The following is a 24,270-nucleotide window of genomic DNA, read 5'->3' on the forward strand; positions in this document are numbered from 1 at the left end:
GTTAGCCAGTCATCACGCTTATCCAGAGCGTTATTTATTTTTTTTACTTCACGCCCTTAGCATTGTCGTTCGATTGTATGTTTTTTCACTCCCCCATAACAATTAGACTTAGGTACAGGTGTAGGTATATACTTTTCCGTTACACGGATGTTGATTCTTCAGACTGAGGTCATGAGATGTCGCCATTATTCTCCAGTAGCGAAATAATAAGCAGAGTAATCAAATGCCATTTTAATGAAAACCTGGATCACTACGATGGCATCAAATTCTCATTTATGGTTCTGAATAAGAAAAACCCCTCTGAAATGATCATTATTTCCAGTTATCCCGATGAATGGGTTAATCTCTACAAAGAAAATAAATACCAGCACATTGATCCTGTTGTTCTTGCTTCATTTAATAAAATATCGCCTTTCTCTTGGGAGAAAAGTCTGGTTATTAATACACGACTACAGCTTGCCAAGATATTTGATCTCTCTAAAAAATATAATATTATCAATGGATATACTTTTGTCCTTCACGATCATGGCGATAATTTAGCGATGCTATCTATTATCGTGGACAGCTCCTATCCCGATGATGTTGAAACATTCATTGAAGAGAAGAAAGACACCTTTCAGATGCTATTAATTGATGCATATGAAAAAATCATCTCCCTTTGCAGAGAGATGATTGAAAATAAAAAACAATTAAATAATAAAGAAATATTCTCTCAACGAGAAAATGAAATCCTTTACTGGGCCAGTATGGGTAAAACCTATCTGGAAGTCGCTATTATTCTCGGTATCAAAACCAGTACGGTAAAATTTCATATCGGCAACGTTGTGAAAAAACTGGGCGTCCTGAATGCCAAGCATGCTATCAGGCTCGGCGTTGAGTTACAGCTCATCAAGCCTGTGCAATAGCGGCAGGTACCCGTAGAGGCCACTGCTTCAATTCATTGCTCATAAATGTCCCGCTGCGGTTAATACGACGAGCCAACGCTTCCTGATTCTCATCATCAACCGGAAGAAAAACCAAATAAACTCTTTCTTCCTTTTCTGACAAACCTTGTTCGACCACGCGAATTCCCCAGCCAGATCGTTTTAATATCGTCAGCATAGGGTGGCTCACTATCGTATATATTCCATCATAGCCTTTGTCCCTTGAGTAATTAATCATCGAAAGAAACAACATCGAACTAATTGGGTATTCATTGCCGAGAATATCTTTCGCTCGTGATTTATCGACAAAGAACCGACTAGATTCCAGGTAATTCCCTTCAGGGATGTTTATCTCCTTGAAGTAAGGAAAAAACGTCCCGGTAATCATGTTAGGGTATTTTGTTTCAATAAATCTCAAACTACAGATAACGGTGTTATCTTTGATGCCAAAAAGATAAGTCGTGTTATTATTATCATACTGATCAAATTCCATTCCATCAGTACATTGCACGGCCCAATTCAGTCGATCTTTAAACGTCTCTTTTCTGAGGGTAAATAGCTCTTCTGATTTCGTTTCTGACAACAAGGTGTGATTTACATCAAATATCTCTAACATTTTTCCTCCATTGAAAAGTTAATACATAACCTCAAAAAACGATACGCCATCCCACAGATCCTTCGCCTTCAGATTATTATCTTGGCTGATTATTTATAGGTATTCTGTCCCTTTCCACGGCGGTTGTACAGATGCAACCTGCATTGTCAGCAAGAGTTCATACACAAAAAGACAACGCGAGAAGAACCAATATAAACATATGATAAACGGATAAAAAAAATCCGGAAGCGCGAGACGATTCCGGATTTTTATATTATTCAATCTGGGCGTTATTTCTCTGTTTTATCCTGCAGTTGCCCTACCTGCGGCAGACCCGTGCTGGCGGAGGAAGAGAGCAAGCCCGTTTCAACATAATTAAACAGTTTTTCACGCGTGTCGGTGATATCCAGATTGCGCATGGTCAGCTGGCCGATACGGTCATCTGGCGAGAAGACCGAGTCGCCTTTCTCCATGGTCAGACGTTCTGGCTTATAGGTCAGATTATCAGACACGGTATTCATGATGGAGTAATCATTGCCACGACGCAGCTCCAGCGTCACTTCACCGGTGATGGCGCTGGCGATCCAACGCTGAGAAGAATCACGCAGCATCAGTGCCTGAGAATCGAACCAGCGTCCCTGATACAGAAAACGACCCAGCTGACGGCCATTGGCGTGGTATTGCTCGATGGTGTCTTCGTTGTGGATACCGGTAACCAGACGCTCATAGGCAATGTGCAGCAGTGCCATTCCCGGCGCTTCATAGATGCCGCGGCTTTTCGCTTCGATGATACGGTTTTCGATCTGATCGCTCATGCCCAGACCGTGACGACCGCCGATGCGGTTTGCTTCCAGCATCAGTTCCACGTCATCGGCAAAGGTCTTGCCGTTCAGCGCAACTGGGTGACCGCGTTCAAAACGGATGGTCACTTCTTCTGCTGCCACTTTGACGTTCTCGTCCCAGAACTTCACGCCCATAATCGGGTTAACGATTTTGACGCTGGAATTCAGGAATTCCAGATCCTTCGCTTCATGCGTCGCACCCAGAATGTTGGAATCGGTGGAATAGGCTTTCTCGGCCGACATTTTATAGCCGAACCCTGCCTGTGACATAAACTCGGACATCTCCTGACGGCCACCCAGCTCATCAATGAAATCGGTATCCAGCCACGGCTTGTAAATCTTCAGTTCAGCATTGGTCAGCAGGCCGTAACGATAGAAACGCTCAATATCGTTGCCTTTATAGGTGCTGCCGTCACCCCAGATGTTTACGCCGTCTTCTTTCATTGCAGCAACCAGCATCGTACCGGTAACCGCACGGCCCAGCGGCGTGGTGTTGAAATAGGTCACGCCCGCCGTCGTGTTGTGGAATGCGCCACACTGAATCGCAGCGATACCTTCAGCAACCAGTTGCTTACGGCAATCGATCAGGCGAGCATTTTCTGCGCCGTATTCCATAGCCCGACGTGGGATTTCCTCGTAGTCATCCTCGTCTGGCTGCCCTAGGTTCGCGGTATACGCATAAGGAACCGCGCCTTTTTGACGCATCCAAAGCAGTGCAGCGCTGGTATCCAGACCACCCGAGAACGCAATACCAATACGCTGACCAACCGGAAGATGCTTGAGAATCGTTGTCATATATATAATCCCTGCTCGAAAGATCTCTGGATATAAGCTGAGTCGCCCACACCATTATGTTACGCCATACATTCATGAGCGCTCGGGCCCTGTGCACATCCTGCATCAAACGGGCCGGTCGATGACCAACATCGACACACTCACAAATGCATATTTATGCAAAATAAGTGAGTGATAATTTAAACATCTTTTTGGCGGGACAGGAAGAGAAGAGTCATACTTTCATGCAAAAAAATTCGTGGCCAATTCACGACCAAGTTAGCAAGTATAGCGCTATCTTCTCTTCAGGCTAAGCAGCAAAAATCGTTTACGCGACCCACCCGACATTAATAAAACATCGTTTCATTTTGGCGATATTTCTTTGCTATTCTCTTGCGGTTAACACCTTCCCTTGCATATTGCTGGAGATGCTATGTCTAAGAAAGTCGCCGTTCTGCTGGCTCCTGGGTTTGAAGAAGCAGAAGCGATTATGGTGATTGATGTACTGCACCGTATGAAGATAGAAGTCACCATGCTGTCATGCTATGACAGACTGGAGCTGCACAGTTATCACAATATTCGCATGTTTGCCGATGCTCTGCTGGAAAGAAATCAGGACACGCTGTTTGATGCCGTAGTCATTCCTGGCGGCCCACAGGGAACGGTAAATCTGGCCGCAAACCCGATGGTCGTCGAGTTTATTCGTCGCCACGACGACGCGGGAAAACTGATTTGCCCACTGTGCTCCGCAGCCGCCCGCGTGCTGGGGGGTAACAAACTGCTGAAAGGCCGCCGTTACGTTTGCTCCGGGAATTTATGGCAGGACGTGACCGATGGCGTTTATGTTGACGAGAAAGTCGTGGAAGACGGCAATCTGATCAGCGGCAAAGGGCTGGGAGTCACATTCGATTTTGCCTTTACCCTCGCCAGCCGTCTGACCGGTGACAAAGAAAACGCCAACTTCCAGGTTGAGCACATCGATTACGATTACTGGCGCGTGCCAGCGTAACCGTTCAACAGCCTAATGATAAGGCGCGCACCCTCGCGCCTTCCTGTGTGACCTTCCAGCATGACCTTCTTTTATAGATAACCTTAATAACCTTCCCCATAACGCTCGCGATACTCTTTCGGCGTGATGTCATACCCTTTCTTAAAGACGGCATAGAAATAGGGCAGCGAAGGGTAGCCGCACATCAACGAGATCTCACCAATCGAGAGCGAGGTCGATATCAACAGGTTACGCGCCCGATCCAGCTTCTCCTCATGAATCATGCCGTGAATAGTCTGGCCGACTTCGTCTTTGAAGCGTTTTTCCAGATTCGAGCGGGAAATTCCTACCGCATCCAACACCTGCTCAACCTTAATCCCTTTACAGGCGTGATAGCGGATAAAGTGCATCGCCTGAATCACAGCAGGATCGTGCACAGAGCGATAATCCGTTGAGCGACGTTCAACCACTCGAACCGGCGGCACCAAAATACGCTGTAGCGGCACATCAGCCTGATTCAACAGCAGTTGATGCAGCAGTTTCGCCGCGCGATACCCCATTTGGCGCGTGCCCTGCGCTACCGACGAGAGCGCAACGCGAGAAAGGTAGCGGATCAGATCTTCGTTATCGATCCCGATGACGCACAGCTTTTCCGGTACGGCAATATTCAGGTGTTCGCAGACCTGCAACAGATGGCGCGCGCGGGAATCCGTCACCGCAATAATCCCCGTCTGCGGCGGTAACCCCTGCACCCAGTCCGCCAGCCGATTTTGCGCGTATTGCCAGTTATCCGGCGAGGTTTCCATTCCCTGATACACCACACCCTGATACTTTTCTGCCGCAACCAGCTGCCGGAAAGCATGCTCCCGTTCCTGCGCCCAGCCTTTCCCACCCGATGCAGGCAGGCCATAAAAAGCAAAGCGATTTAGCCCTTTCTCTTTGAGGTGCATAAACGCGCTTTCCACCAGTGCATAATTATCTGTCGCGATATAATGCACGGGCGGATAATCCTCGGGCTGATGGTAAGAACCGCCCACACCCACCAGCGGAACATTCACATCCTGTAGTAGCCGCTTGATCTCGCCATCGTCAAAATCGGCAATCACGCCGTCGCCCAGCCATTCTTTGATGTTATCAATGCGGCACCGGAAATCCTCTTCAATGAAGATGTCCCAGTCACACTGAGAAGCCTGTAAATACTCGCCAACCCCTTCAACCACCTGACGGTCATACACTTTGTTAGCGTTGAACAGCAGCGTGATGCGATAGCGTTTTTCAAACATGGCAGTCGGCGCTCATTAATCGCAAGTTCCTTGAATAAAGTCTTCTTCCTTGAATAGCACAGCGCCCCAAGAGGCCAAAATAATTTGCTGATTATTGCGAGCCGCCACGTATTTCCTTCGCAGACTCGACGTCGCGTCATACACGCCGCTTTGTTGCGGTATCCATCCACACCGCCAACAGCAGGATTCCGCCTTTAACGACGTATTGCCAGAACGTCGGCACATCCAGCATGCTCATCCCGTTATCCAACGACGCCATGATAAATGCCCCCATCACCGCGCCCGCGACGCTACCAATGCCGCCCGCCAGACTGGTGCCGCCAATCACGCAGGCGGCAATCGCATCCAGCTCGGCAATGTTCCCGGCGGATGGCGATCCCGCCCCCAATCGTGAACTGAGAATCAACCCAGCAACCGCGACCATCAGGCCGTTAATCGCGAACACCGCCATTTTGGTGCGCTCGACATTCACGCCCGATAGGCGGGCAGCATCGATATTCCCGCCCACGGCATAGATACGGCGGCCAAATGCGGTTCGCGTCGCCAGAAAAATACCGCCCAGCATCAACAGCGTCAGCACCAGAACCGGCGTTGGCACACCACGATAGTCATTCAGCAGATAAATCGCGCCCAACACCACCAGTGCCGTAAATGTCTGACGGCCAATATCGCCTGCGGGTGGATTTACCGGTAACCCTAATCGGGCGCGGCTGCTGCGCCGACGCCACTGCCAGGCAATAAACACCATTAGTCCGATGGCACCGAACATAAAACCCATGCTGGAAGGCAGATAGCTCTGCCCAATCTGCGACATTGCCTCGCTGGTCGGGGAAACCGTGGTCCCGTTGGTGATGCCGATCAGAATGCCGCGAAAAGCCAGCATCCCCGCCAGCGTCACGATAAACGAAGGGACTTTCCGGTAGGCCACCCACCAGCCATTCCACGCGCCAAGCAATAATCCCAGCGCGAGCGTCACAACGATCGTCAACGGCAAGGGCCAGCCAAACCAGACATCAAAAATCGCCGCCGCACCGCCCAATAACCCCATCATCGAACCGACCGACAGATCGATTTCAGCGGAGATAATGACGAACACCATACCGACCGCCAGAATGCCGGTAATCGCCGTTTGCCTCAGCAGGTTAGAAAGATTACGCGCGCTGAGATACGCCCCGTCGGTCATATAGGTGAAAAAGAGCATGATGGCGATGATGGCCGCAATCATCACGTAGACCTGAAGATTGATGCTTTTCAACCGTTGCAGCATCGAGGCAGAGCCAGCGACATGTTGTTGTTCAGACTGCGATGTTTTCAGCACGATGTTCACTCCTCAATGCAGCTTCCATAACCTGTTCCTGAGTTAAATCACGATTGATCAAATCCGCTTTGATCTGCCCCTGATGCATCACCAATACCCGATCGCTCAACCCTAGTACTTCGGGCAATTCAGAAGAAATGACAATGACGGCAATGTGCTGTTTTACCAGCGCATTAATGAGCTTATAAATTTCGTATTTAGCACCGATGTCGATACCGCGCGTGGGTTCATCGAGAATCAGAATGCGGGGATTCAACAGCAGACATTTCGCCAGCACCGCTTTTTGCTGGTTGCCACCGCTTAACCGGGCAATCGCCAGCTCCGGGCTGGAGGTTTTCACTTTCAGGTTCGCTAGCGACTGCCGGATGATGTCCTGCTCACGGGCATCATCCAGCATGGAAAACGATCCTGTGAATTGGTCGAGTGCCGCCAGCGTCATGTTCTGCGCTACGCTCATCACCGGGACGATGCCGTCCTTCTTACGATCCTCCGGCACCATCGCAATGCCTTGTGCCATTGCCTGTTGGCAATTACTGATGGTCACTGGCTTACCGTCAATAAAGATGTCGCCCTGCCAATGGCCGTGATAGGCACCAAACAGGCACTGCACCGTCTCCGTACGCCCTGACCCAACCAGCCCAGCAATGCCGAGAATTTCCCCCCGGTGCAGAGCGAACGAGACATCATCCACCCGGCGAATATGGCGATTCACTGGGTGCCAGGCGGTCAGGTGTTCTACGCGTAGCACTTCTTCTCCAATGACATGCGGTTCATTGGGATAAAGTTCCGTCAGTTCACGCCCTACCATCATGGCGATGATCTGGTCCTCGCTCAGCTCGGCAGCCGCACGCGTACCAATCGGCTTCCCGTCACGAATCACGCAAATCACATCGGAAATGGCTTTAACTTCGTTGAGCTTGTGCGAGATATAGATGCAGGCGATACCGTGATCGCGCAGATCCTGAATGATCTCCAGCAGGATTGCGGTTTCCCGCTCGGTCAATGAGGCCGTTGGCTCATCCAGCACCAGCAGACGCACCTGCTTGTTCAGCGCTTTAGCAATTTCAACCAGTTGCTGCTGACCTAATCCAAGCTCACCCACTTTGGTATTCGGGTCGACGGCCAGCTTGACCTGCTCCAGCATGCGCTGGCAGCGGAGGTACATATTGTCGTAATCCATCACACCAAAACGCGTCCACTCGTTGCCCAAAAAGAGGTTCTCCAGCACCGTCATCTCTTTCACCAGCGCCAGCTCCTGATGAATGATCGCGATACCCTTTTGCTCCGTATCGCGAATATGGTTAGCGCGTAGCTCGTCACCAGAGAACACGATCTGCCCGTCATAGCTGCCATACGGGTAAATGCCACACAGCACCTTCATTAAGGTGGATTTCCCTGAGCCATTCTCGCCACACAGCGACAACACCTGACCCGCGTCCAGCATCAGGCTAACGTTGTCCACGGCTTTCACCGCGCCAAACGCCTTGGTGATGTTTTTCATTTCCAACAGATGCGGCATCATGGCCTCCGTGATTCAGGTGTCTCAGGCCTCGCCTGCGACAGTGGCGAGCCACAACGTTATGTCGTGGCTCGGTAACCTTCTTTCCTACATCCTGAAACTCGAATTACTTGGAGTATTGGCAGTGGAGTGCGTTAATACACGTCCGCTTTTTTGTGGAAGCCATCGGCAATGACGGTGGAATCGATATTGGATTTATCGACGGGAATCGGGGTCAGTAAGAAGGAAGGAATGTCTTTCAACCCATTGTTTAATTTGGCGTTGGATTCCGGAGCCTTATCAGAACCGAGTGCCACGGCGATATCTGCGGCGTCTTTCGCCAGCTTGCTGAGCGGTTTATAGACCGTCATGGTTTGCGTGCCTGCCACAATGCGTTTGATTGCAGCCAGATCGGCATCCTGACCGGAAATCGCCACTTTCCCTGCCAATCCCTGCGCGGCAAGCGCCTGAATCGCTCCGCCTGCCGTGGCATCGTTCGATGCCACAACAGCATCAATCTTATTGCTGTTCGCCGTTAGCGCATTTTCCATAATTTTCAGCGCATTCTCTGGTAGCCAGGCATCAACCCACTGATCGCCGACCACTTTTATTTTCCCACTCTCGATCAACGGCGTGAGCACTTTCATTTGCCCCTGGCGAAACAGCTTCGCATTATTATCGACCGGAGAGCCGCCCATTAAGAAATAGTTCCCGCCAGGCACTTTATCGACGAGATATTTCGCCTGCAGTTCTCCAACCTTCTCATTATCAAATGAAATATAAAAATCCACGTCCGCATTATTAATCATGCGATCGTAAGCCAGCACCTTTATTCCCTCACGTTTTGCTTCCGCAATAACATTACCAAGTACCTGACCGTTATAAGGAATAATCACTAATACATCGACACCGCGATTGATCATGTTTTCTATTTGAGAAATTTGCGTCGCTTCATTGCCGTTTGCTGATTGAACAAAAACATCAGCGCCCTGCTTTTTGGCTTGCTCAACAAAAAGATCGCGATCTTTCTGCCAGCGTTCGAGACGCAAGTCATCAATCGCCATACCTATTTTAACGTCCTTCGCGAATCCGGGCTGACAAGCAAGAATGAATACGGCACAAGCTGAGAGTAAAAAATGGTTAACTTTCATCATAGAGTACCTTTTTTATTTAAGATGCAGGGCCTAAGACTCCAATCGCCAGCAAAGTATTGTCGCTAAACATCCCTCCATCAATTACAGATTTTTATCCTCCAATTATGTTTTTTGGTTTAATTTCCGTTTTTTGATACGGGTCATATTTTATTGTCGAGCCACATTTTTATTTTGTTACCTATTGCGAAGCGCATTCAGAGTAAAACGCCGTTATTTTTGCGACACAGCGCACATTTAATAATTCTCTGAATTTCAGTGTGAAATAACGTAATTGAGGAAACATTCATCCACTCCGAAAATTAATCACATTCCCGTCTCTTCCGTCTGGGTGGTTTCTAAGGAGTTAACGATGCAAGCCTATTTTGAACAGATCGAAAAAGTCCGTTATGAAGGTAGCCAAAGCAACAATTCCTTCGCCTTTCGTCACTACAACCCCGATCAGGAAATACTCGGTAAACGTATGGCGGACCACTTGCGTTTTGCCGTCGCGTATTGGCACACGTTCTGCTGGAACGGCGCGGATATGTTCGGCGTCGGCTCTTTTGCCCGGCCGTGGCAGCAGTCAGGCGACGCGCTGGAGCTGGCGAAGCGCAAGGCAGATATCGCATTCGAATTTTTTCAAAAGCTCAGCGTGCCTTACTACTGCTTTCATGACGTCGATGTTGCGCCGGAAGGGAACTCACTGAAAGAGTATCTGCATAACTTTGCGGTCATTACTGATGTACTGGCGGAAAAACAACAGGATAGCGGTGTGAAGCTGCTGTGGGGCACTGCCAACTGCTTCACCCATCCCCGCTACGGCGCAGGCGCGGCCACCAATCCTGACCCAGACGTCTTTGCCTGGGCCGCCACGCAGGTGTTCACGGCCATGAACGCGACCAAAAAGCTGGGGGGAGAAAACTATGTGCTGTGGGGCGGGCGTGAGGGATATGAAACCCTGCTCAATACCGACCTGCGTCAGGAACGTGAACAGATTGGCCGCTTCATGCAGATGGTCGTCGAGCATAAACACAAAATCGGCTTTCAGGGCACGCTGCTCATCGAACCTAAGCCGCAGGAACCGACCAAACACCAGTACGATTATGATGTCGCTACCGTTTATGGCTTCCTGAAGCAATTTGGGCTGGAAAAAGAGATTAAAGTCAACGTAGAAGCCAACCACGCTACGCTGGCAGGCCATTCCTTCCACCATGAAATCACCACCGCTGTCGCGCTGGGCATTTTCGGATCTGTCGATGCAAACCGCGGCGATCCGCAGCTCGGCTGGGACACCGATCAGTTCCCTAACAGCGTGGAAGAGAACGCGCTGATCATGTACGAAATTCTCAAAGCAGGTGGCTTCACAACGGGTGGCCTCAACTTTGATGCCAAAGTTCGCCGCCAGAGTACCGATCGCTATGACCTTTTCCATGCGCATATCGGTGCGATGGATACGATGGCACTGGCGCTCAAGGCTGCCGCCAGAATGATTGAAGATGATAAGCTCAATCAGCTGGTTGCTAAACGCTATGCGGGCTGGAACGGGGAACTGGGTCAGCAAATCCTGCAAGGTAAGGCCTCGCTGGAATCGCTTGCCCGGTATGCGGAAAGTCATCAACTGGCACCGCAGCACCAGAGTGGCCAGCAGGAATTGCTGGAAAATCTGGTTAACCGCCACCTATTTGGCTAAAACGGTACGCTCACTACGCCACACCTACTGCGACAGACTAAACCCTGTCGCAGAGGCTTATCAGGAGCCACTATGTATATCGGTATTGATCTGGGTACTTCTGGAGTGAAAGCCATCCTGCTGGATGAAGCAGGCAAGGTGGTTGCCAGCCATAGCACCGCGCTGAGCATTTCCCGCCCGCACCCGCTTTGGTCAGAGCAAACACCTGAAGACTGGTGGCAGGCAACCGACCAGGCATTACACGGGTTGGCGGCAGCACATAGCCTTCGTGCCGTGAAAGCGCTGGGGTTGACCGGGCAAATGCACGGGGCGACCTTGCTGGATGCTCGCCAGAACGTACTGCGATCCGCGATTCTTTGGAATGACGGACGCAGCGCGGCTCAATGCCAAACGCTGGAGCAACAGGTACCAACATCGCGTCAGATTACCGGCAACCTGATGATGCCGGGCTTTACCGCGCCCAAGCTGAAATGGGTGCAAGAAAACGAAAGCGAGATCTTCCGCCAAATCGATAAAGTTCTGCTGCCGAAAGACTATCTCCGCTGGCGTCTGACGGGAGAATTCGCCAGCGATATGTCCGATGCGGCTGGAACACTTTGGCTAGACGTTGCCAAACGAGACTGGAGCGATACCCTGCTGGAAGCCTGCGCGCTGAGCCGCAAGCATATGCCCACGCTGTATGAAGGCAGCCAGATTACCGGCTATCTGCGAGCTGACATCGCCAGCCGCTGGGGTATGGAACCCGTCCCCGTCATTGCTGGTGGTGGGGATAACGCTGCAGGCGCGATTGGCGTAGGGCTGTATCAAACCGGTCAGGCGATGCTGTCTCTCGGCACATCCGGCGTTTACTTCGCCGTCAGCGACGGCTTTCTCAGCAATCCACAGCATGCCGTCCACAGTTTCTGCCACGCGTTGCCAAATACCTGGCACCTGATGTCCGTAATGCTAAGCGCTGCCTCCTGCCTCGACTGGGTCGCCCGCCTGACGCACGCGGAGAGCGTTCCCGCGCTGTTGCAGGAAATCGCCTCGACACCAGCCGATGACACGATAACACCCGTGTGGTTCTTGCCTTATCTTTCCGGCGAACGCACGCCGCACAACAATCCCGATGCCAAAGGCGCATTCTGGGGGCTCACCCATCAGCACGGACGCCCGGAACTGGCAAAAGCGGTATTGGAAGGTGTGGGTTTTGCGCTTGCTGACGGCATGGATGCGCTGCATATGACGGGGCTAAAACCCGATAGCATTACGCTGATTGGCGGCGGTGCACGCAGCGCCTACTGGCGGCAAATGCTGGCGGATATCAGCGGTCAAACGCTGGAATACCGCACGGGAGGGGATGTCGGCCCTGCGCTGGGTGCCGCACGTCTGGCGCAAATCGCCATGCATCCACACACGCCTCTGGCAGACCTTCTGCCGCCGCTACCGCTGGAACAGGTGCATCAACCGGATCCCCAGCGTCACACCGACTATGCCGAGCGGAGGCGTACATTTAAAGCACTCTACCAGCAGCTTAGTCCGCTGATGTAGCACAGTTTTCCGATGCGCCGGACGAATCGTCAACTCACCCAGCGGCGCACATCGATTTTCTGTAGCGCCATCGAGAGTAGCAGGCTGGCTCCCAGCGCGATGGCGAAAACAGAGAAGATGTTGAGAACCGGATGAGTTGGCAGCATCACATCATGCGTACGCAGATAGTGAATGATCAACGCGTGGAAGCCGTAAATCGCCAGCGAGTGGCGCGAAATAGTGGCAAAGCCCGGTAAAATCCGCTGGCTACCGTAATGCTTAAACACCACCAGAAGGCTGACCGCAGCCAGAAACACCAGCGGGCCGCAGTAGATGTAAAACGTCTGGGTGAACGTATCGTTCAGTAATGTGTGGTGCTTCGTTCCCATCGCAATCAACGCGACACACGCAACGAAGAAGGGGATAGCGGCTAGCACGACTTTCTTTGGTACTTCCAGCATGCCCAGCGCACGCCCCAGCGCGGCGTACAGCACGTAGTAAAACGTATCGCCGTAAATATAGAGATTCACGGGCAGTAATTTAAACCCTTCAAACTCCACTCGCCCCGTATTGGGGTTGGCGACAACGGCCAGCAAGATAATCAAGACGGCTAAATATTTACCCGATACTGGCTTGATGGTAATAAGTGGAGAGAGTAGATAAATCACGATAATGGCGTAGAAAAACCACAAGTGATAAAAGATCGGTTTTTGCAGCGCATGATGCAATGAATTCAGGCCATTAATTGGCGTGAGCGTCGCAATATAGATCAACGCGACCGTACTGTAGAAAAGCAGACATAAGCCGATACGCAGGAAATGTTTCTTTCCCGCCCTGCGCTCACCAAAGAATAAATAGCCCGAAATCATGAAAAACAGCGGAACGCAGACGCGCGAGGCAGAGTTCAGGATATTTGCTACATCCCAGTGCCCGTCGCCCGGCGTGCCACCCGCCGTAATATAGTACGTTGTGCTATGAATCAGAACGACCATCATGCAGGCCAGCGCCCGCAGGTTATCAATCCAGCCGATCTTATCCGTCATGCACAACCTCTTGAAAGAAAAGCGCTATTCAAAACAGCGTAGCCGTTGTTAAGCGTTGACACAATCTATTATCAACGGCCTGCTACTATCAACTACCAGCGCTCAACAATCGGGCAAATCTGAGCGATCAGGACGGATTCATACGGGAAACCCGCATGAATTTAAACGATGCGCGCTCACCCCGGTGGCAAGCGCGCGCAGGATCTTACAGAGTAGGGTGCTAGAACAGCCCCATCGGCTTATCAGAGTAGCTCACCAACAAGCACTTGGTTTGCTGATAGTGTCCCAGCATCATTTTATGGTTTTCACGCCCGATACCAGACTGCTTGTAGCCCCCGAATGCCGCATGCGCCGGATAGGCGTGATAACAGTTAGTCCAAACGCGTCCAGCCTGAATACCGCGCCCCATCCGGTAGGCGATATTGCCGTTGCGGCTCCACACGCCAGCCCCCAGACCGTATTCCGTATCGTTGGCAATCTCCAGTGCGTCATCCATCGTTTTGAAGGTCGTGACCGCCAGCACTGGTCCGAAAATTTCCTCCTGGAAGACGCGCATACTATTTTTACCGAACAATATCGTCGGCTCCAGATAGTATCCTTCTGCCAGCCCGCTCGGCATCGCCTTGCGCTGGCCGCCCGTGAGCACGCGTGCGCCCTCTTTCTTACCGATATCAATGTAGTTAAGGATGGTATCAAGCTGGCCTGCGGACACCTGCGCGCCCATCATGGTTTTGCTATCCAGCGGGTTACCGATGCGGATAGCCTCAACGCGCTTGATTGCCCGTTCCATAAAGCGATCGTAGATAGATTCCTGCACCAGCGCGCGGCTTGGACAGGTGCAGACCTCGCCCTGATTGAAGGCAAACAGCGTGAAGCCTTCGAGCACTTTGTCAAAGAAGCTATCTTCCTTATCCATCACATCGGCAAAGAAGATGTTCGGCGATTTGCCACCCAGCTCCAGCGTTACTGGCGTCACGTTCTGCGCCGCATAGCTCATGATCTGCTGGCCCACCTCGGTCGACCCGGTGAATGCCACTTTCGCAACGCGTTTCGACGTCGCCAGATATTCACCAATTTCACTGCCCGACCCATTAACGACATTGAGGACGCCTGGTGGCAGCAGATCCTGAATCAGTTCCATCAAAATCAGCACTGACATCGGTGTCAGTTTGGCGGGTTTCAGCACAATACAATTACCGGCGGCCAGCGCTGGCGCCATCTTCCAACAGGCCATTAGCAGCGGGAAATTCCAGGGAATAATTTGCCCGACAACGCCAAGAGGCTCATGAAAATGATAAGCCACGGTATCGCCATCAATTTCGCTAATGCCCCCTTCTTGCGCGCGGATACAGGCTGCGAAATAGCGGAAGTGGTCAATCGCCAGCGGCACATCCGCCCCGCTGGTTTCACGTATCGGTTTACCGTTATCCCAGGTTTCCACCTGCGCCAGCAGCTCAAGATTTTGCTCCATCCGGTCCGCGATTCGGTTAAGCACCAACGCGCGTTCCTGCACCGACAGGCCACCCCATTCCGCTTTTGCCTTGTGAGCGGCATCCAGCGCGTGGTCAATATCTCGCGTTGACGAACTGGCTACTTCACACAGCGGTTGGCCAGTTACTGGCGTCAAATTGACAAAATACTGACCAACATCAGGTGGTACCCAGGCTCCGCCGATAAAATTGTCATAGCGTTTTTTCAGATTGAGAGAGCCGTATTCGCCAGACGCGGATCGGCCTTCGAGATTATCGTGCGCCATTTCAGTCTCCTTTTCATTTCCGGGTGAGCGGCCATGCCGCAGTGAAAAAAGAGGCAAACAGTAAGCAGTTAAATTAAGCCTATACGGGGTATGGGGTTAGCGACAGGATTCGGCCAGAGAAGAAGGCAACTCTTCGAGTTGACGCACAGTTTCTTGCGAGAAAAAGTCGCATCCCTTCAGGCGCGGTGAAATAATACTTTTAATTTCCAGGGTTACTAACATGCAGGTATTTCAGGTGGAAGGGGTTCATTTACCAGCGGATGCCGCCCTTGAAGGCGCAACGCAACATTCAGTCTATCATCCCGATTCGCTGCAGCAGCCACAGTCTGACTGGCTGGCGGAAGAGGTGCCCGTTGCGTTGGTTTATAACGGCATATCACATGTCGTTATGATGGCCTCACCGAAGGAACTGGAACAGTTCGCTCTCGGGTTTTCCTTGTCTGAAGGAATTATTCAATCACCGGCTGATATCTACGGCATTGATGTACAGACCGCCTGTAACGGCATCGAAGTGCAGATTGAGCTTTCGAGCCGACGCTTCGCTGGGCTAAAAGAACGCCGCCGGGCGATGGATGGTCGCACGGGCTGCGGCGTATGTGGCGTCGAGCAGCTTGCGGAAATCGGCAAGCCCATCTCACCCCTTCCCTTCACGCAGACCTTTTCCCTCAACAGGCTCGAAAGTGCGCTGGTACGACTACGAGAAGTGCAGAAGATCGGTCAGGTGACGGGCTGTACTCATGCCGCAAGCTGGGTCGCGCCAGACGGCACGCTGTCCGGGGGAAGTGAAGACGTCGGCCGCCATGTCGCGCTGGATAAACTGCTGGGTACCCGAGCGAAACAGGGGTGGCAGCAAGGTGCGGCGCTGGTTTCCAGCCGGGCCAGCTATGAGATGGTCCAAAAATCCGCCATGTGCGGCGTGGAAATCCTGTTTGCGGTCTCTGCGGCAACCTCACTGGCCGTAGAGGTCGCACAGCGCTGCAACCTGACGCTGGTCGGTTTTTGTCGCCCGGGACATGCGACGATCTACACGCATCCGCAGCGTTTGAGCGCGTAAGAGATACCACCAGAGTCGCGGCATTTTGCAGGCGACGGGCATAGATTAATTTGTTTTTACATAGTGCAATAACGACATAAGCGTTTGTTATCATGAAGTAAAGCAATCTGATTCATGCCATCCATTCGAGAATAATCATTTTCAATATCATTTAATTAACTATAATGAAGGTATTGCTTACGCGGTACTAACAACACAGTGCCGTAACATTTTTTTTACCATGGAGATGCTAAACATGAGTTATTCACTGCCATCGCTGCCTTATGCTTATGACGCACTGGAACCGCATTTCGACAAAGAAACGATGGAAATTCACCATTCCAAACACCATCAGGCTTACGTCAATAATGCTAACGCCGCGCTGGAATCTCTGCCTGAACTGGCTGCATTGTCTGCTGAAGAGCTGATCGCTCAACTGGATAAAGTTCCTGCGGAGAAAAGAACAGCACTGCGTAATAACGCAGGTGGCCACGTTAACCACAGCCTGTTCTGGAAAGGCCTGAAAGTAGGCACGACGCTGACTGGCGATCTGAAAGCCGCCATCGAACGTGATTTCGGCAGCGTTGATGCATTTAAAGAGAAATTTGAGCAAGCAGCAGCAACTCGCTTCGGTTCTGGCTGGGCGTGGCTGGTACTGAAAGACGACGGCAAACTGGCCGTCGTGTCTACTGCAAACCAAGACAGCCCGCTGATGGGTGAAGCTGTTTCTGGCGCGTCTGGCTACCCAATCGTCGGTCTGGATGTGTGGGAGCACGCTTACTACCTGAAATATCAGAACCTTCGTCCGGCTTATGCTAAAGCATTCTGGAACGTGTTGAACTGGGACGAAGCCGCTGCACGTTTCGCTAGCGCAAAAAAATAAAACCGCTGAGTGCCTGATACCATCAGGCCTCTTCTGCGTTTGAATATAAACTGGAATAACAGCCTGTTATTCCAGTTTTTTATTATCCCCACCCTACTTCGTAGCCGCATGTACGCTGGTCGCCCTTACTCACTGACGCATAAAGTTTCAGACTAAAGTGCCGATATCTACTGCGGGTTTTTATCATGTTTTTGCAGGGATAAGCTTGGTAAGCGGTAATCCGAGATGCTAGCACCGCTAATCAAGTGTGCATCAGGATAGTGAATTCGGCTCAATACGATATAGTGGTGGGATGTGATGGCTATGAATTTTGATAATCTAAAAGTCGGTAAAAAATTAGGATTGGGCTTTTTCCTGATTCTGCTGATGACCATGGTGATTGCCGGTGCGGGCATTATGCATATTGGCTCGCTGAAAGACAGTATTGATAAAGTTAATTTAAGCAACGATATCAATGATGAAATTAACCAGGCTAAATATTACCGCGCATTATATGGCACTACCTATAATCCTGATGATATAAAAAAGAACGTTGAACACATTGCCAATGTTAGTAAACTCGCTGAAAAAGCAAAAGAATTTCACTGGCCAGAAAGTGATGCCAAGAAAATAGCCAGCATCCCAGCATTAATTACCAGCTATCAGGAAAAACAAAGTAATTATATTAATGCAGTGGGCAAAAAAGATGCCGTCAGAAAAAGCTGGAATATCTCAACAACAGAAAAACCCCTAGAACAGCTCAACGATCAATTAAAGACGGACAATAACAGCGCTAACCTTCAATTATTACTTTCTGATCTGAACCAAAAACTGATTGCCGTCCGCTACCACGTTCGTGGGTTATTACTGTCTACCAATAAAGAATCTGAAGAAAAGCTGACGGATGCCATCAACGCAGCACAAACGTCATTGACCTTCCTGTATCAGAGCCTGTCTGCCGAACAGCGTGAAACGCTGGCACCGGTTATGACAATCATGAATACCTATGAAGAGCAGGTTCTGGCCTATATGCCGGCCTATGAGGAGGAAATGGCGCAGGCGGGGCAAATGCAGGTTGTCGCCGGACAGTTAAACGACGTAGTTAAATCCCTGCTCAGCGATCAGCTGGCGGCATCGCAGGAAGACATTCGCAATGCCACGCTGCAAATGAGCATCGCCGCGCTGATCACGCTACTGCTTGGTCTGCTGATTTCCTGGTTCATTTCACGTCAGATCACCACTCCGCTTGGCAACACATTGAATATGGCTGAGAAAATCGCGACAGGCGATCTCACCATGTCCATCAACACGACGCGTAAAGATGAGCTGGGTCAGTTGATGAGTGCGATGTCGAAAATGAATGACAACCTGCACAATATGATCGATGACATTCGCGTCGGCGTCAGCCAGATTTCTAACGCATCCAGCGAGATCGTCGCGGGCAACACCGACCTGTCATCGCGTACGGAGCAGCAGGCCGCTGCCGTTGAGCAAACCGCCGCCAGCATGGAGCAGCTCACTGCGACAGTTAAGCAAAACGCGGATAACGCACACCACGCGAACAAGCTGGCAATCAGCGCATCTCAAACCGCAAAACAAGGCGGTGAGCAGGTGAATAACGTGGTGCAAACCATGACGGCGATTGAGAGCAGTTCTAAGCGTATCGCGGAAATCACGTCCGTCATCAATAGCATCGCCTTCCAGACCAACATTCTGGCATTGAACGCCGCGGTGGAAGCAGCCCGCGCCGGTGAGCAAGGCCGCGGCTTTGCAGTAGTCGCCAGCGAAGTTCGTAGCCTTGCCCAACGCAGTTCTCAGGCCGCGAAGGAGATCGAAGGCCTGATCTCTGAATCGGTTACTCAGGTATCACGCGGAGCGACGCTGGTTGGCAATGCCGGTAAAACAATGAATGATATCGTCACCTCGATCACGCAGGTGCATGACATCATGGGTGAAATTGCTACCGCATCGGATGAGCAAAGCCGGGGAATTAGCCAGGTTAGCCAGGCGATTGTGGAGATGGACAGCACCACGCAGCAGAACGCCGCACTGGTTGAGCAATCCTCTGCCGCTGCCGACTCGCTGGAAGAGCAGGCAAGACTGCTGAAGCAGGCGGTTTCCGTCTTCCGTCTGGCAAACGCACAGCATGATGACACCCCAGCGGGTATCGCGTTTGCCGACCAAACGCATCGTCTGCACGCGCCGCGCTAATATCAACAGCAACGTACCAAAAACAACAAAGCCCCTGTTAAACAGGGGCTTCATCAACGAATCTATCACCAGCAGCGGTCTGCGCAGAGAAGAAACCTTAGAATGGTTTCGGCGCGAAGCCTGTCATCTCTTTTAAACCCATCTCGCGCCCCAGTGCCGTCATCGGGTGCACCACCACCAAACCGCGAACGCTTTTCTTCAACGTCCCCATATCGGCTTGCTCTTTTTTGGTGATCGCACGTTTGAAAGGCAGGTTCGCCAGTTTCTGTGCTTCTTTGCTGAGCTTCTGTTCTCTCACGTTACGCAGGCGCTCGATTTCAGCCGTTAGCTTCTCGCAGGCCTCCAGATTGAGGGCGATTGCTTCAGCATCACCTTGTTCCAGCAGCGTGGTCTGCTTACGCGTCAGCTTATCCAGTTGGTCGCTAAGGCGCTTGATCTCTGCTTTTTCCTGCTCTTTCATAAAAGATAACCTATATAACGGGAGAATAATGCGGGGCACAGCATACACTATACGCTAAATAATTCGAGTTGCGTGAAGGCAGGAACCGCACGACCCCTCGGAGCTTACTCGGGTAAGTGACTGAGTTGAGTAAGACCAGCCGCCACATATATGCCGCTTGAAGAATGCAAGTATAAACACCTGACATGACGCAGTGACGTAATATAGCGGAATGGGATTAAAACGCCTTTTTCAGACTGATTTGCGCAATCAATGTGGTCAGGGATAGCACCAGCGTGGAACGCACCATCTGCTGATAACGCTGCCGCTGCATACTCACCAGAAGCGGATCGGCGGCGTCTGCCCCCGGCGGCAAAGCGGGTTCTGTAGGCAACGCCGCAACGCAGTGCAGTTCGCCGATCGGCCCCAGAATTTCATCATCGGTAAAACGGTAATGCCGATCGTCATGTGCCAGCTCTTCGCCCAGCGCCATTAACAGTTCCGCATCTTCGTACTCTTTACGGCTGATCATTCCCAGCCCATAAATCAGTTTCAGGCGCACGGAAAGGTCGCCCAGTGGACCCGTTCCCGTCATCAGGGGTTCAACGGCATATTTCACCGCATAATCATCTTTACGGAACACCTGCAACATCAGGATACTGACCGCTTCAGCCAGCAATTCGACGGCGCAGAGCATAAAGTCGCGCACGGTCTTCCCTGAGTTCAGCGCTTCCAGAACCCGGTTTTCAAACGCCTGTGTTTCTTCCATCGTCACTTCTCGACCCTTTAACCCCGCCCACAGCATCCCCTATCTCGGCAGCATGCTTACCGGCAGGTGTGGCGACATCCTATCCCCGACGTCGCCCGTATACCTTACTCCGTGTCGAAAAGACCACACCTGCCTGATGACGAGACACGCCGATTACTGCATGGCGTTATACACATTCACTGCTTGCGCGACAACCTCGCTGTCAGCATCCAGACCAGAAATCTGCACCAGCGCCGCCTGCGGCCCCTGAGTACGGATTAACTCAGCCAGTTCCAGCGCCTGCGGATCCTGTTCACTGCGATAGTGCATCGCGGCAGCAATGCCGGTAATCAGGTCGTCATGCGGCAAATGGTATTCCAGCGTGCCGAGCAGCGGCTTAATCAAACGGTCGCCTGCACTCAGCTTGCGCAGCGGCTGACGGCCAACGCGTTCAACATCATCGTGCAGATGCGGGTTTTCAAAGCGGCTGAGAATCTTGTTGATATAGGCAGCGTGCTTCTCCGCATCAAAACCGTAGCGCTTGATGAGTACCGCGCCGCTCTCTTCCATTGCGCCTTTGACCACGGCTCTGACTTTCGGGTCGAGAATCGCATCGCGAATCGTTTGATGACGCGCCTGCTGGCCGAGGTAGGCCGTAATCGCATGACCCGTGTTCAGCGTGAAGAGCTTACGCTCGACAAACGCCATCAGGTTGTCGGTCAGTTCCATACCGGGAATTGCTGGCGGTTCACCGCAGAACTGGGTTTTATCGACAATCCATTCGCTGAAGGTTTCTACCATCACCGCCAGCACATCGTCGCTACCGGCTTCGGAAGGAGGAACGATGCGATCCACGGCGGAATCCACGAATCCCACATGCTCAACCACCCATTCCTGATGGCCTTCCGGCAGCAGTTTCAACACATGCTGTTTTAACTGGCTGGTGCCACGCACCATATTTTCACAGGCAATAATGTTCAACGGCCGGGTATTACCGTCGTTATGACGCTTAACCAGCCCCTGAGCGATAGTTCCGGCGATTTTTTCCAGAATCTGCGGCCCCACAGCGGTCGTCACCAAATCGGCCACGGCAATCAGCGCGACGGCATCCTGGCTGCCGCTGTGAACGGCGCTAACGTTGCTAACGGTATCAACCTGCGTGTTATCGCCGACAATCCGCACCGTATAGCTTGTACGGCTGTTCAGGGCATCCAACAGCGGCTGATTGACGTCAGCGAATGTCAGTTCGACGTTGGCATCGGCCAACAATTTCCCAATAAACCCACGGCCAATATTACCCGCGCCAAAATGTAATGCTTTCATGAGACATAACCTTAAAAAAACATAAAAAGAGGCCGCCCGCAGGCGGCCCTAGCCACATCAATTAGGCACTCTTTTTACCGGAGAGTAAGTCGAGTACTTCCTGAACATCCTGGGTCTGTGCCAGACGTTCAATGACGGCATCATCATCCAGCGCGTTGGTAAGACTGGTGATGACCTGAATATGTTCGTTGTTGCGAGCGGCAATACCGATAACCAGACGCGCAACTTCATCTTCTTCATCGCCAAAGCGAACGCCTTCAGGATATTGGCAGAAAACAACACCCGTTTTCAGCACGCGGTCTTTCGCTTCAATCGTGCCGTGCGGCACAGCAATCGACTCGCCCAGATAGGTGGAAGTCAGCTTTTCACGTTCCAGCATCGCTTCAACATACGCAGGCTCGACATAGCCGCCTTTCACCAGTTGCTCACCAGCGAAACGAATTGCCTGCTCTTTGTCTGTCGCATGCTGATTCAGGAACACATTGCCTGCACCCAGTTGGAACAGGTTAGTCTGTGCGTCGGCTACAGCAGGTGCTGGCGTCGCGACGGGTTCAGACTTCACGGCACCCTGTGCTGCGTTAAGACGTGCTACCAGATCGCTATACAGACCGCTATCAAGGAAGTTGGTCAGCGAAATGTGCTGTGCCTGCGGCGCATGACGCATTGCACGCTCGGTCAGGTCGCGGTGCGTAATCACCAGATCGACATCGTCCGGCAGACTATTGATCGCGCTATTAGTCACCGAAATGTTGGTCAGCCCGGCATCCTGAACTTTCTTGCGCAGCACACCAGCACCCATCGCGCTAGAGCCCATACCGGCGTCACACGCTACGATGATTTTACGCACGGTGCTCATATCACCGCTGATACCAACGTTAGTCGCCGTGCCTTTAGAAGACGCTTTCATTTCCTGCATGCGGCGCGTTGCGTCGCTCAGGTCTTCTTCTTTTTGCTTGGTGCTTTTCAGCAGAATCGCCGACACGATGAAGGACACCGCGAAAGCCGCTGCAATAGCTGCGAGGTTAGCGAAGTAAGCGCCTTTTGGCGTCATCGCCAGCACCGCCAGAATGGAGCCCGGAGACGCAGGAGAAACCAAACCGCCGCCCAGCACGCTCAGCGTAAACACGCCAGTCATCCCGCCCAGAATCACCGCAATAATCAGACGTGGATTCATCAGCACATAAGGGAAGTAGATTTCGTGAATCCCGCCCAGGAAGTGGATAATCGCCGCACCTGGCGCTGACTCTTTCGCGTTACCACGACCGAAGAACATGTACGCCATCAGCACGCCCATACCTGGGCCTGGGTTCGCTTCGATCAGGAAGAAAATAGATTTGCCGGTTTCCGTCGCCTGCTGAATGCCCAACGGTGAGAAGATACCGTGGTTAATGGCGTTGTTCAGGAACAGAATTTTCGCCGGTTCAACGAAGATAGACGTAAACGGCAGCAGGTTGTTCTGAACCATCAGGTTCACACCGGAAGCCAGCACCTGAGAGAAGACTTCAACCAGCGGACCAATTGCCAAAAACGACAGGATTGCCAACAACATACCGATAATACCGGCAGAGAAGTTGTTGACCAGCATTTCAAAGCCGCTCTTGATTTTACCGTCGACCATGCGGTCAAAACGTTTGATCGCCCAGCCGCCCAACGGGCCCACAATCATGGCGCCGAGGAACATCGGGATATCGGTCCCGACGATCACACCCATCGTCGTAATGGCACCGACCACACCGCCACGCTCACCGAATACCAGACGTCCGCCGGTATAGCCAATCAGCAATGGCAGCAAATAGGTAATCATCGGACCGACGAGTTTCGCCAATGTTTCATTGGGGAACCAGCCAGTAGGGATAAACAGCGCGGTAATAATACCCCAGGCGATAAATGCGCCAATGTTGGGCATCACCATATTACTGAGGAAGCGACCAAAGTTTTGCACCTTGATCTTAATATCTGGTGAAAGCATAAAAACACACCCCTATTGAAACGCGCTGACAATAAGAGCGCGTGGTAATTATCGTGAGACGGCGTGGCAATAAAAACACCGATTACCACAAGAAGACTTCCGTCATTATTACTGTATGCAGCGCGGACTCTAACACGCTGTTTTCATACCGCAACTCCATGGCGGTAACGTGACAAAAATCACACAACCACCCTACATCAACGATACAAATAGGTGATTTACTTCACAAAAAACCGTTAAAAATGAAAAACTAAACAGATTTTTAGACAAACACCGCGCCTTATATGTGACTTGAATCACATTTCACAACCCTGTATTTGTTTTATTTATGTG

19 protein-coding genes are annotated in these 24,270 nt (G+C 51.6%); 7 read left to right on the forward strand and 12 right to left on the reverse strand.

Annotated elements, in window-relative coordinates; genetic code table 11:
* Nucleotides 1–176: 176 nt before the first annotated feature.
* Nucleotides 177–905 (forward strand): helix-turn-helix transcriptional regulator, encoded by a 729-nt coding sequence (locus NXT09_RS16925; protein WP_205551975.1) that lies wholly within the window; start codon nucleotides 177–179, stop codon nucleotides 903–905.
* On the opposite strand, the gene carI is transcribed toward NXT09_RS16925, so the two are convergent.
* Together carI and argG are read right to left on the reverse strand one after the other, a co-directional pair.
* Nucleotides 889–1,539: an acyl-homoserine-lactone synthase CarI gene (gene carI / locus NXT09_RS16930; protein WP_010300609.1), complete on the reverse strand. Its 651-nt coding sequence runs from the start codon at nucleotides 1,537–1,539 to the stop codon at nucleotides 889–891. The genes NXT09_RS16925 and carI overlap by 17 nt on opposite strands.
* A 269-nt stretch (nucleotides 1,540–1,808) precedes the next feature.
* Nucleotides 1,809–3,155 (reverse strand): argininosuccinate synthase, encoded by a 1,347-nt coding sequence (gene argG, locus NXT09_RS16935; protein WP_268580644.1) that lies wholly within the window; start codon nucleotides 3,153–3,155, stop codon nucleotides 1,809–1,811.
* A gap of 412 nt (nucleotides 3,156–3,567) precedes the next feature.
* On the opposite strand from argG, the gene NXT09_RS16940 reads away from it, so the two are divergent.
* Nucleotides 3,568–4,143, forward strand: a complete 576-nt coding sequence (locus NXT09_RS16940; RefSeq protein ID WP_010284196.1) for a DJ-1/PfpI family protein — start codon at nucleotides 3,568–3,570, stop codon at nucleotides 4,141–4,143.
* Nucleotides 4,144–4,226: 83 nt separating this feature from the next.
* Here the strand turns inward: NXT09_RS16940 and xylR are convergent, their stop codons facing one another.
* From xylR to xylF, 4 genes are all read right to left on the reverse strand, one after another.
* The gene (gene xylR, locus NXT09_RS16945; RefSeq protein ID WP_039533072.1) at nucleotides 4,227–5,405 is read right to left on the reverse strand and encodes a D-xylose utilization transcriptional activator XylR; all 1,179 of its coding nucleotides are present in this window, start codon (nucleotides 5,403–5,405) and stop codon (nucleotides 4,227–4,229) included.
* A gap of 136 nt (nucleotides 5,406–5,541) precedes the next feature.
* Entirely contained in the window at nucleotides 5,542–6,672 is a 1,131-nt protein-coding gene (gene xylH, locus NXT09_RS16950) for a xylose ABC transporter permease XylH (protein ID WP_240355999.1), read from the reverse strand.
* A 28-nt stretch (nucleotides 6,673–6,700) separates the two neighbouring features.
* Nucleotides 6,701–8,242, reverse strand: a complete 1,542-nt coding sequence (locus NXT09_RS16955; protein WP_268580699.1) for a xylose ABC transporter ATP-binding protein — start codon at nucleotides 8,240–8,242, stop codon at nucleotides 6,701–6,703.
* 134 nt (nucleotides 8,243–8,376) lie between these two features.
* Nucleotides 8,377–9,372, reverse strand: coding sequence for a D-xylose ABC transporter substrate-binding protein (gene xylF, locus NXT09_RS16960; protein WP_268580700.1), 996 nt, complete (start codon nucleotides 9,370–9,372; stop codon nucleotides 8,377–8,379).
* A gap of 352 nt (nucleotides 9,373–9,724) precedes the next feature.
* Between xylF and xylA the strand changes: the two genes are divergently transcribed.
* On the forward strand, nucleotides 9,725–11,044 hold the full coding sequence (gene xylA, locus NXT09_RS16965; protein ID WP_268580645.1) for a xylose isomerase: 1,320 nt from the start codon (nucleotides 9,725–9,727) through the stop codon (nucleotides 11,042–11,044).
* A gap of 72 nt (nucleotides 11,045–11,116) precedes the next feature.
* On the forward strand, nucleotides 11,117–12,574 hold the full coding sequence (xylB, locus tag NXT09_RS16970; RefSeq protein WP_268580646.1) for a xylulokinase: 1,458 nt from the start codon (nucleotides 11,117–11,119) through the stop codon (nucleotides 12,572–12,574).
* Between the two features lie 29 nt (nucleotides 12,575–12,603).
* On the opposite strand, the gene NXT09_RS16975 is transcribed toward xylB, so the two are convergent.
* Together NXT09_RS16975 and exaC are read right to left on the reverse strand one after the other, a co-directional pair.
* Nucleotides 12,604–13,596: an acyltransferase gene (locus tag NXT09_RS16975; RefSeq protein WP_268580647.1), complete on the reverse strand. Its 993-nt coding sequence runs from the start codon at nucleotides 13,594–13,596 to the stop codon at nucleotides 12,604–12,606.
* A gap of 220 nt (nucleotides 13,597–13,816) precedes the next feature.
* A complete protein-coding gene (exaC, locus tag NXT09_RS16980; protein ID WP_268580648.1) occupies nucleotides 13,817–15,352 on the reverse strand; it encodes an acetaldehyde dehydrogenase ExaC in 1,536 nt (511 codons plus the stop codon).
* A gap of 220 nt (nucleotides 15,353–15,572) precedes the next feature.
* Here exaC and fdhD point away from each other — a divergent pair, with 220 nt between their 5' ends.
* The 3 genes from fdhD to NXT09_RS16995 all read left to right on the forward strand — a co-directional run bounded on the left by fdhD (nucleotide 15,573) and on the right by NXT09_RS16995 (nucleotide 19,458).
* A complete protein-coding gene (gene fdhD, locus NXT09_RS16985; RefSeq protein WP_268580649.1) occupies nucleotides 15,573–16,406 on the forward strand; it encodes a formate dehydrogenase accessory sulfurtransferase FdhD in 834 nt (277 codons plus the stop codon).
* Between the two features lie 235 nt (nucleotides 16,407–16,641).
* A complete protein-coding gene (gene sodA / locus NXT09_RS16990; RefSeq protein ID WP_095993198.1) occupies nucleotides 16,642–17,268 on the forward strand; it encodes a superoxide dismutase [Mn] in 627 nt (208 codons plus the stop codon).
* Between the two features lie 297 nt (nucleotides 17,269–17,565).
* Nucleotides 17,566–19,458, forward strand: coding sequence for a methyl-accepting chemotaxis protein (locus tag NXT09_RS16995; protein ID WP_205551959.1), 1,893 nt, complete (start codon nucleotides 17,566–17,568; stop codon nucleotides 19,456–19,458).
* A 97-nt stretch (nucleotides 19,459–19,555) separates the two neighbouring features.
* Here the strand turns inward: NXT09_RS16995 and NXT09_RS17000 are convergent, their stop codons facing one another.
* The 4 genes from NXT09_RS17000 to NXT09_RS17015 all read right to left on the reverse strand — a co-directional run bounded on the left by NXT09_RS17000 (nucleotide 19,556) and on the right by NXT09_RS17015 (nucleotide 23,937).
* Nucleotides 19,556–19,918 (reverse strand): YibL family ribosome-associated protein, encoded by a 363-nt coding sequence (locus tag NXT09_RS17000; protein WP_039279892.1) that lies wholly within the window; start codon nucleotides 19,916–19,918, stop codon nucleotides 19,556–19,558.
* A 217-nt stretch (nucleotides 19,919–20,135) separates the two neighbouring features.
* Complete coding sequence (locus tag NXT09_RS17005) at nucleotides 20,136–20,702, reverse strand: MltR family transcriptional regulator (RefSeq protein WP_141210017.1); 567 nt, start codon at nucleotides 20,700–20,702, stop codon at nucleotides 20,136–20,138.
* A 117-nt stretch (nucleotides 20,703–20,819) separates the two neighbouring features.
* Nucleotides 20,820–21,968 (reverse strand): mannitol-1-phosphate 5-dehydrogenase, encoded by a 1,149-nt coding sequence (locus NXT09_RS17010; protein ID WP_268580650.1) that lies wholly within the window; start codon nucleotides 21,966–21,968, stop codon nucleotides 20,820–20,822.
* 61 nt (nucleotides 21,969–22,029) lie between these two features.
* Nucleotides 22,030–23,937, reverse strand: a complete 1,908-nt coding sequence (locus tag NXT09_RS17015) for a PTS mannitol transporter subunit IICBA (protein ID WP_268580651.1) — start codon at nucleotides 23,935–23,937, stop codon at nucleotides 22,030–22,032.
* Nucleotides 23,938–24,270: the final 333 nt, after the last annotated feature.

Source organism: Pectobacterium jejuense (genome assembly GCF_026800125.1).
GTDB lineage: Bacteria > Pseudomonadota > Gammaproteobacteria > Enterobacterales > Enterobacteriaceae > Pectobacterium > Pectobacterium jejuense.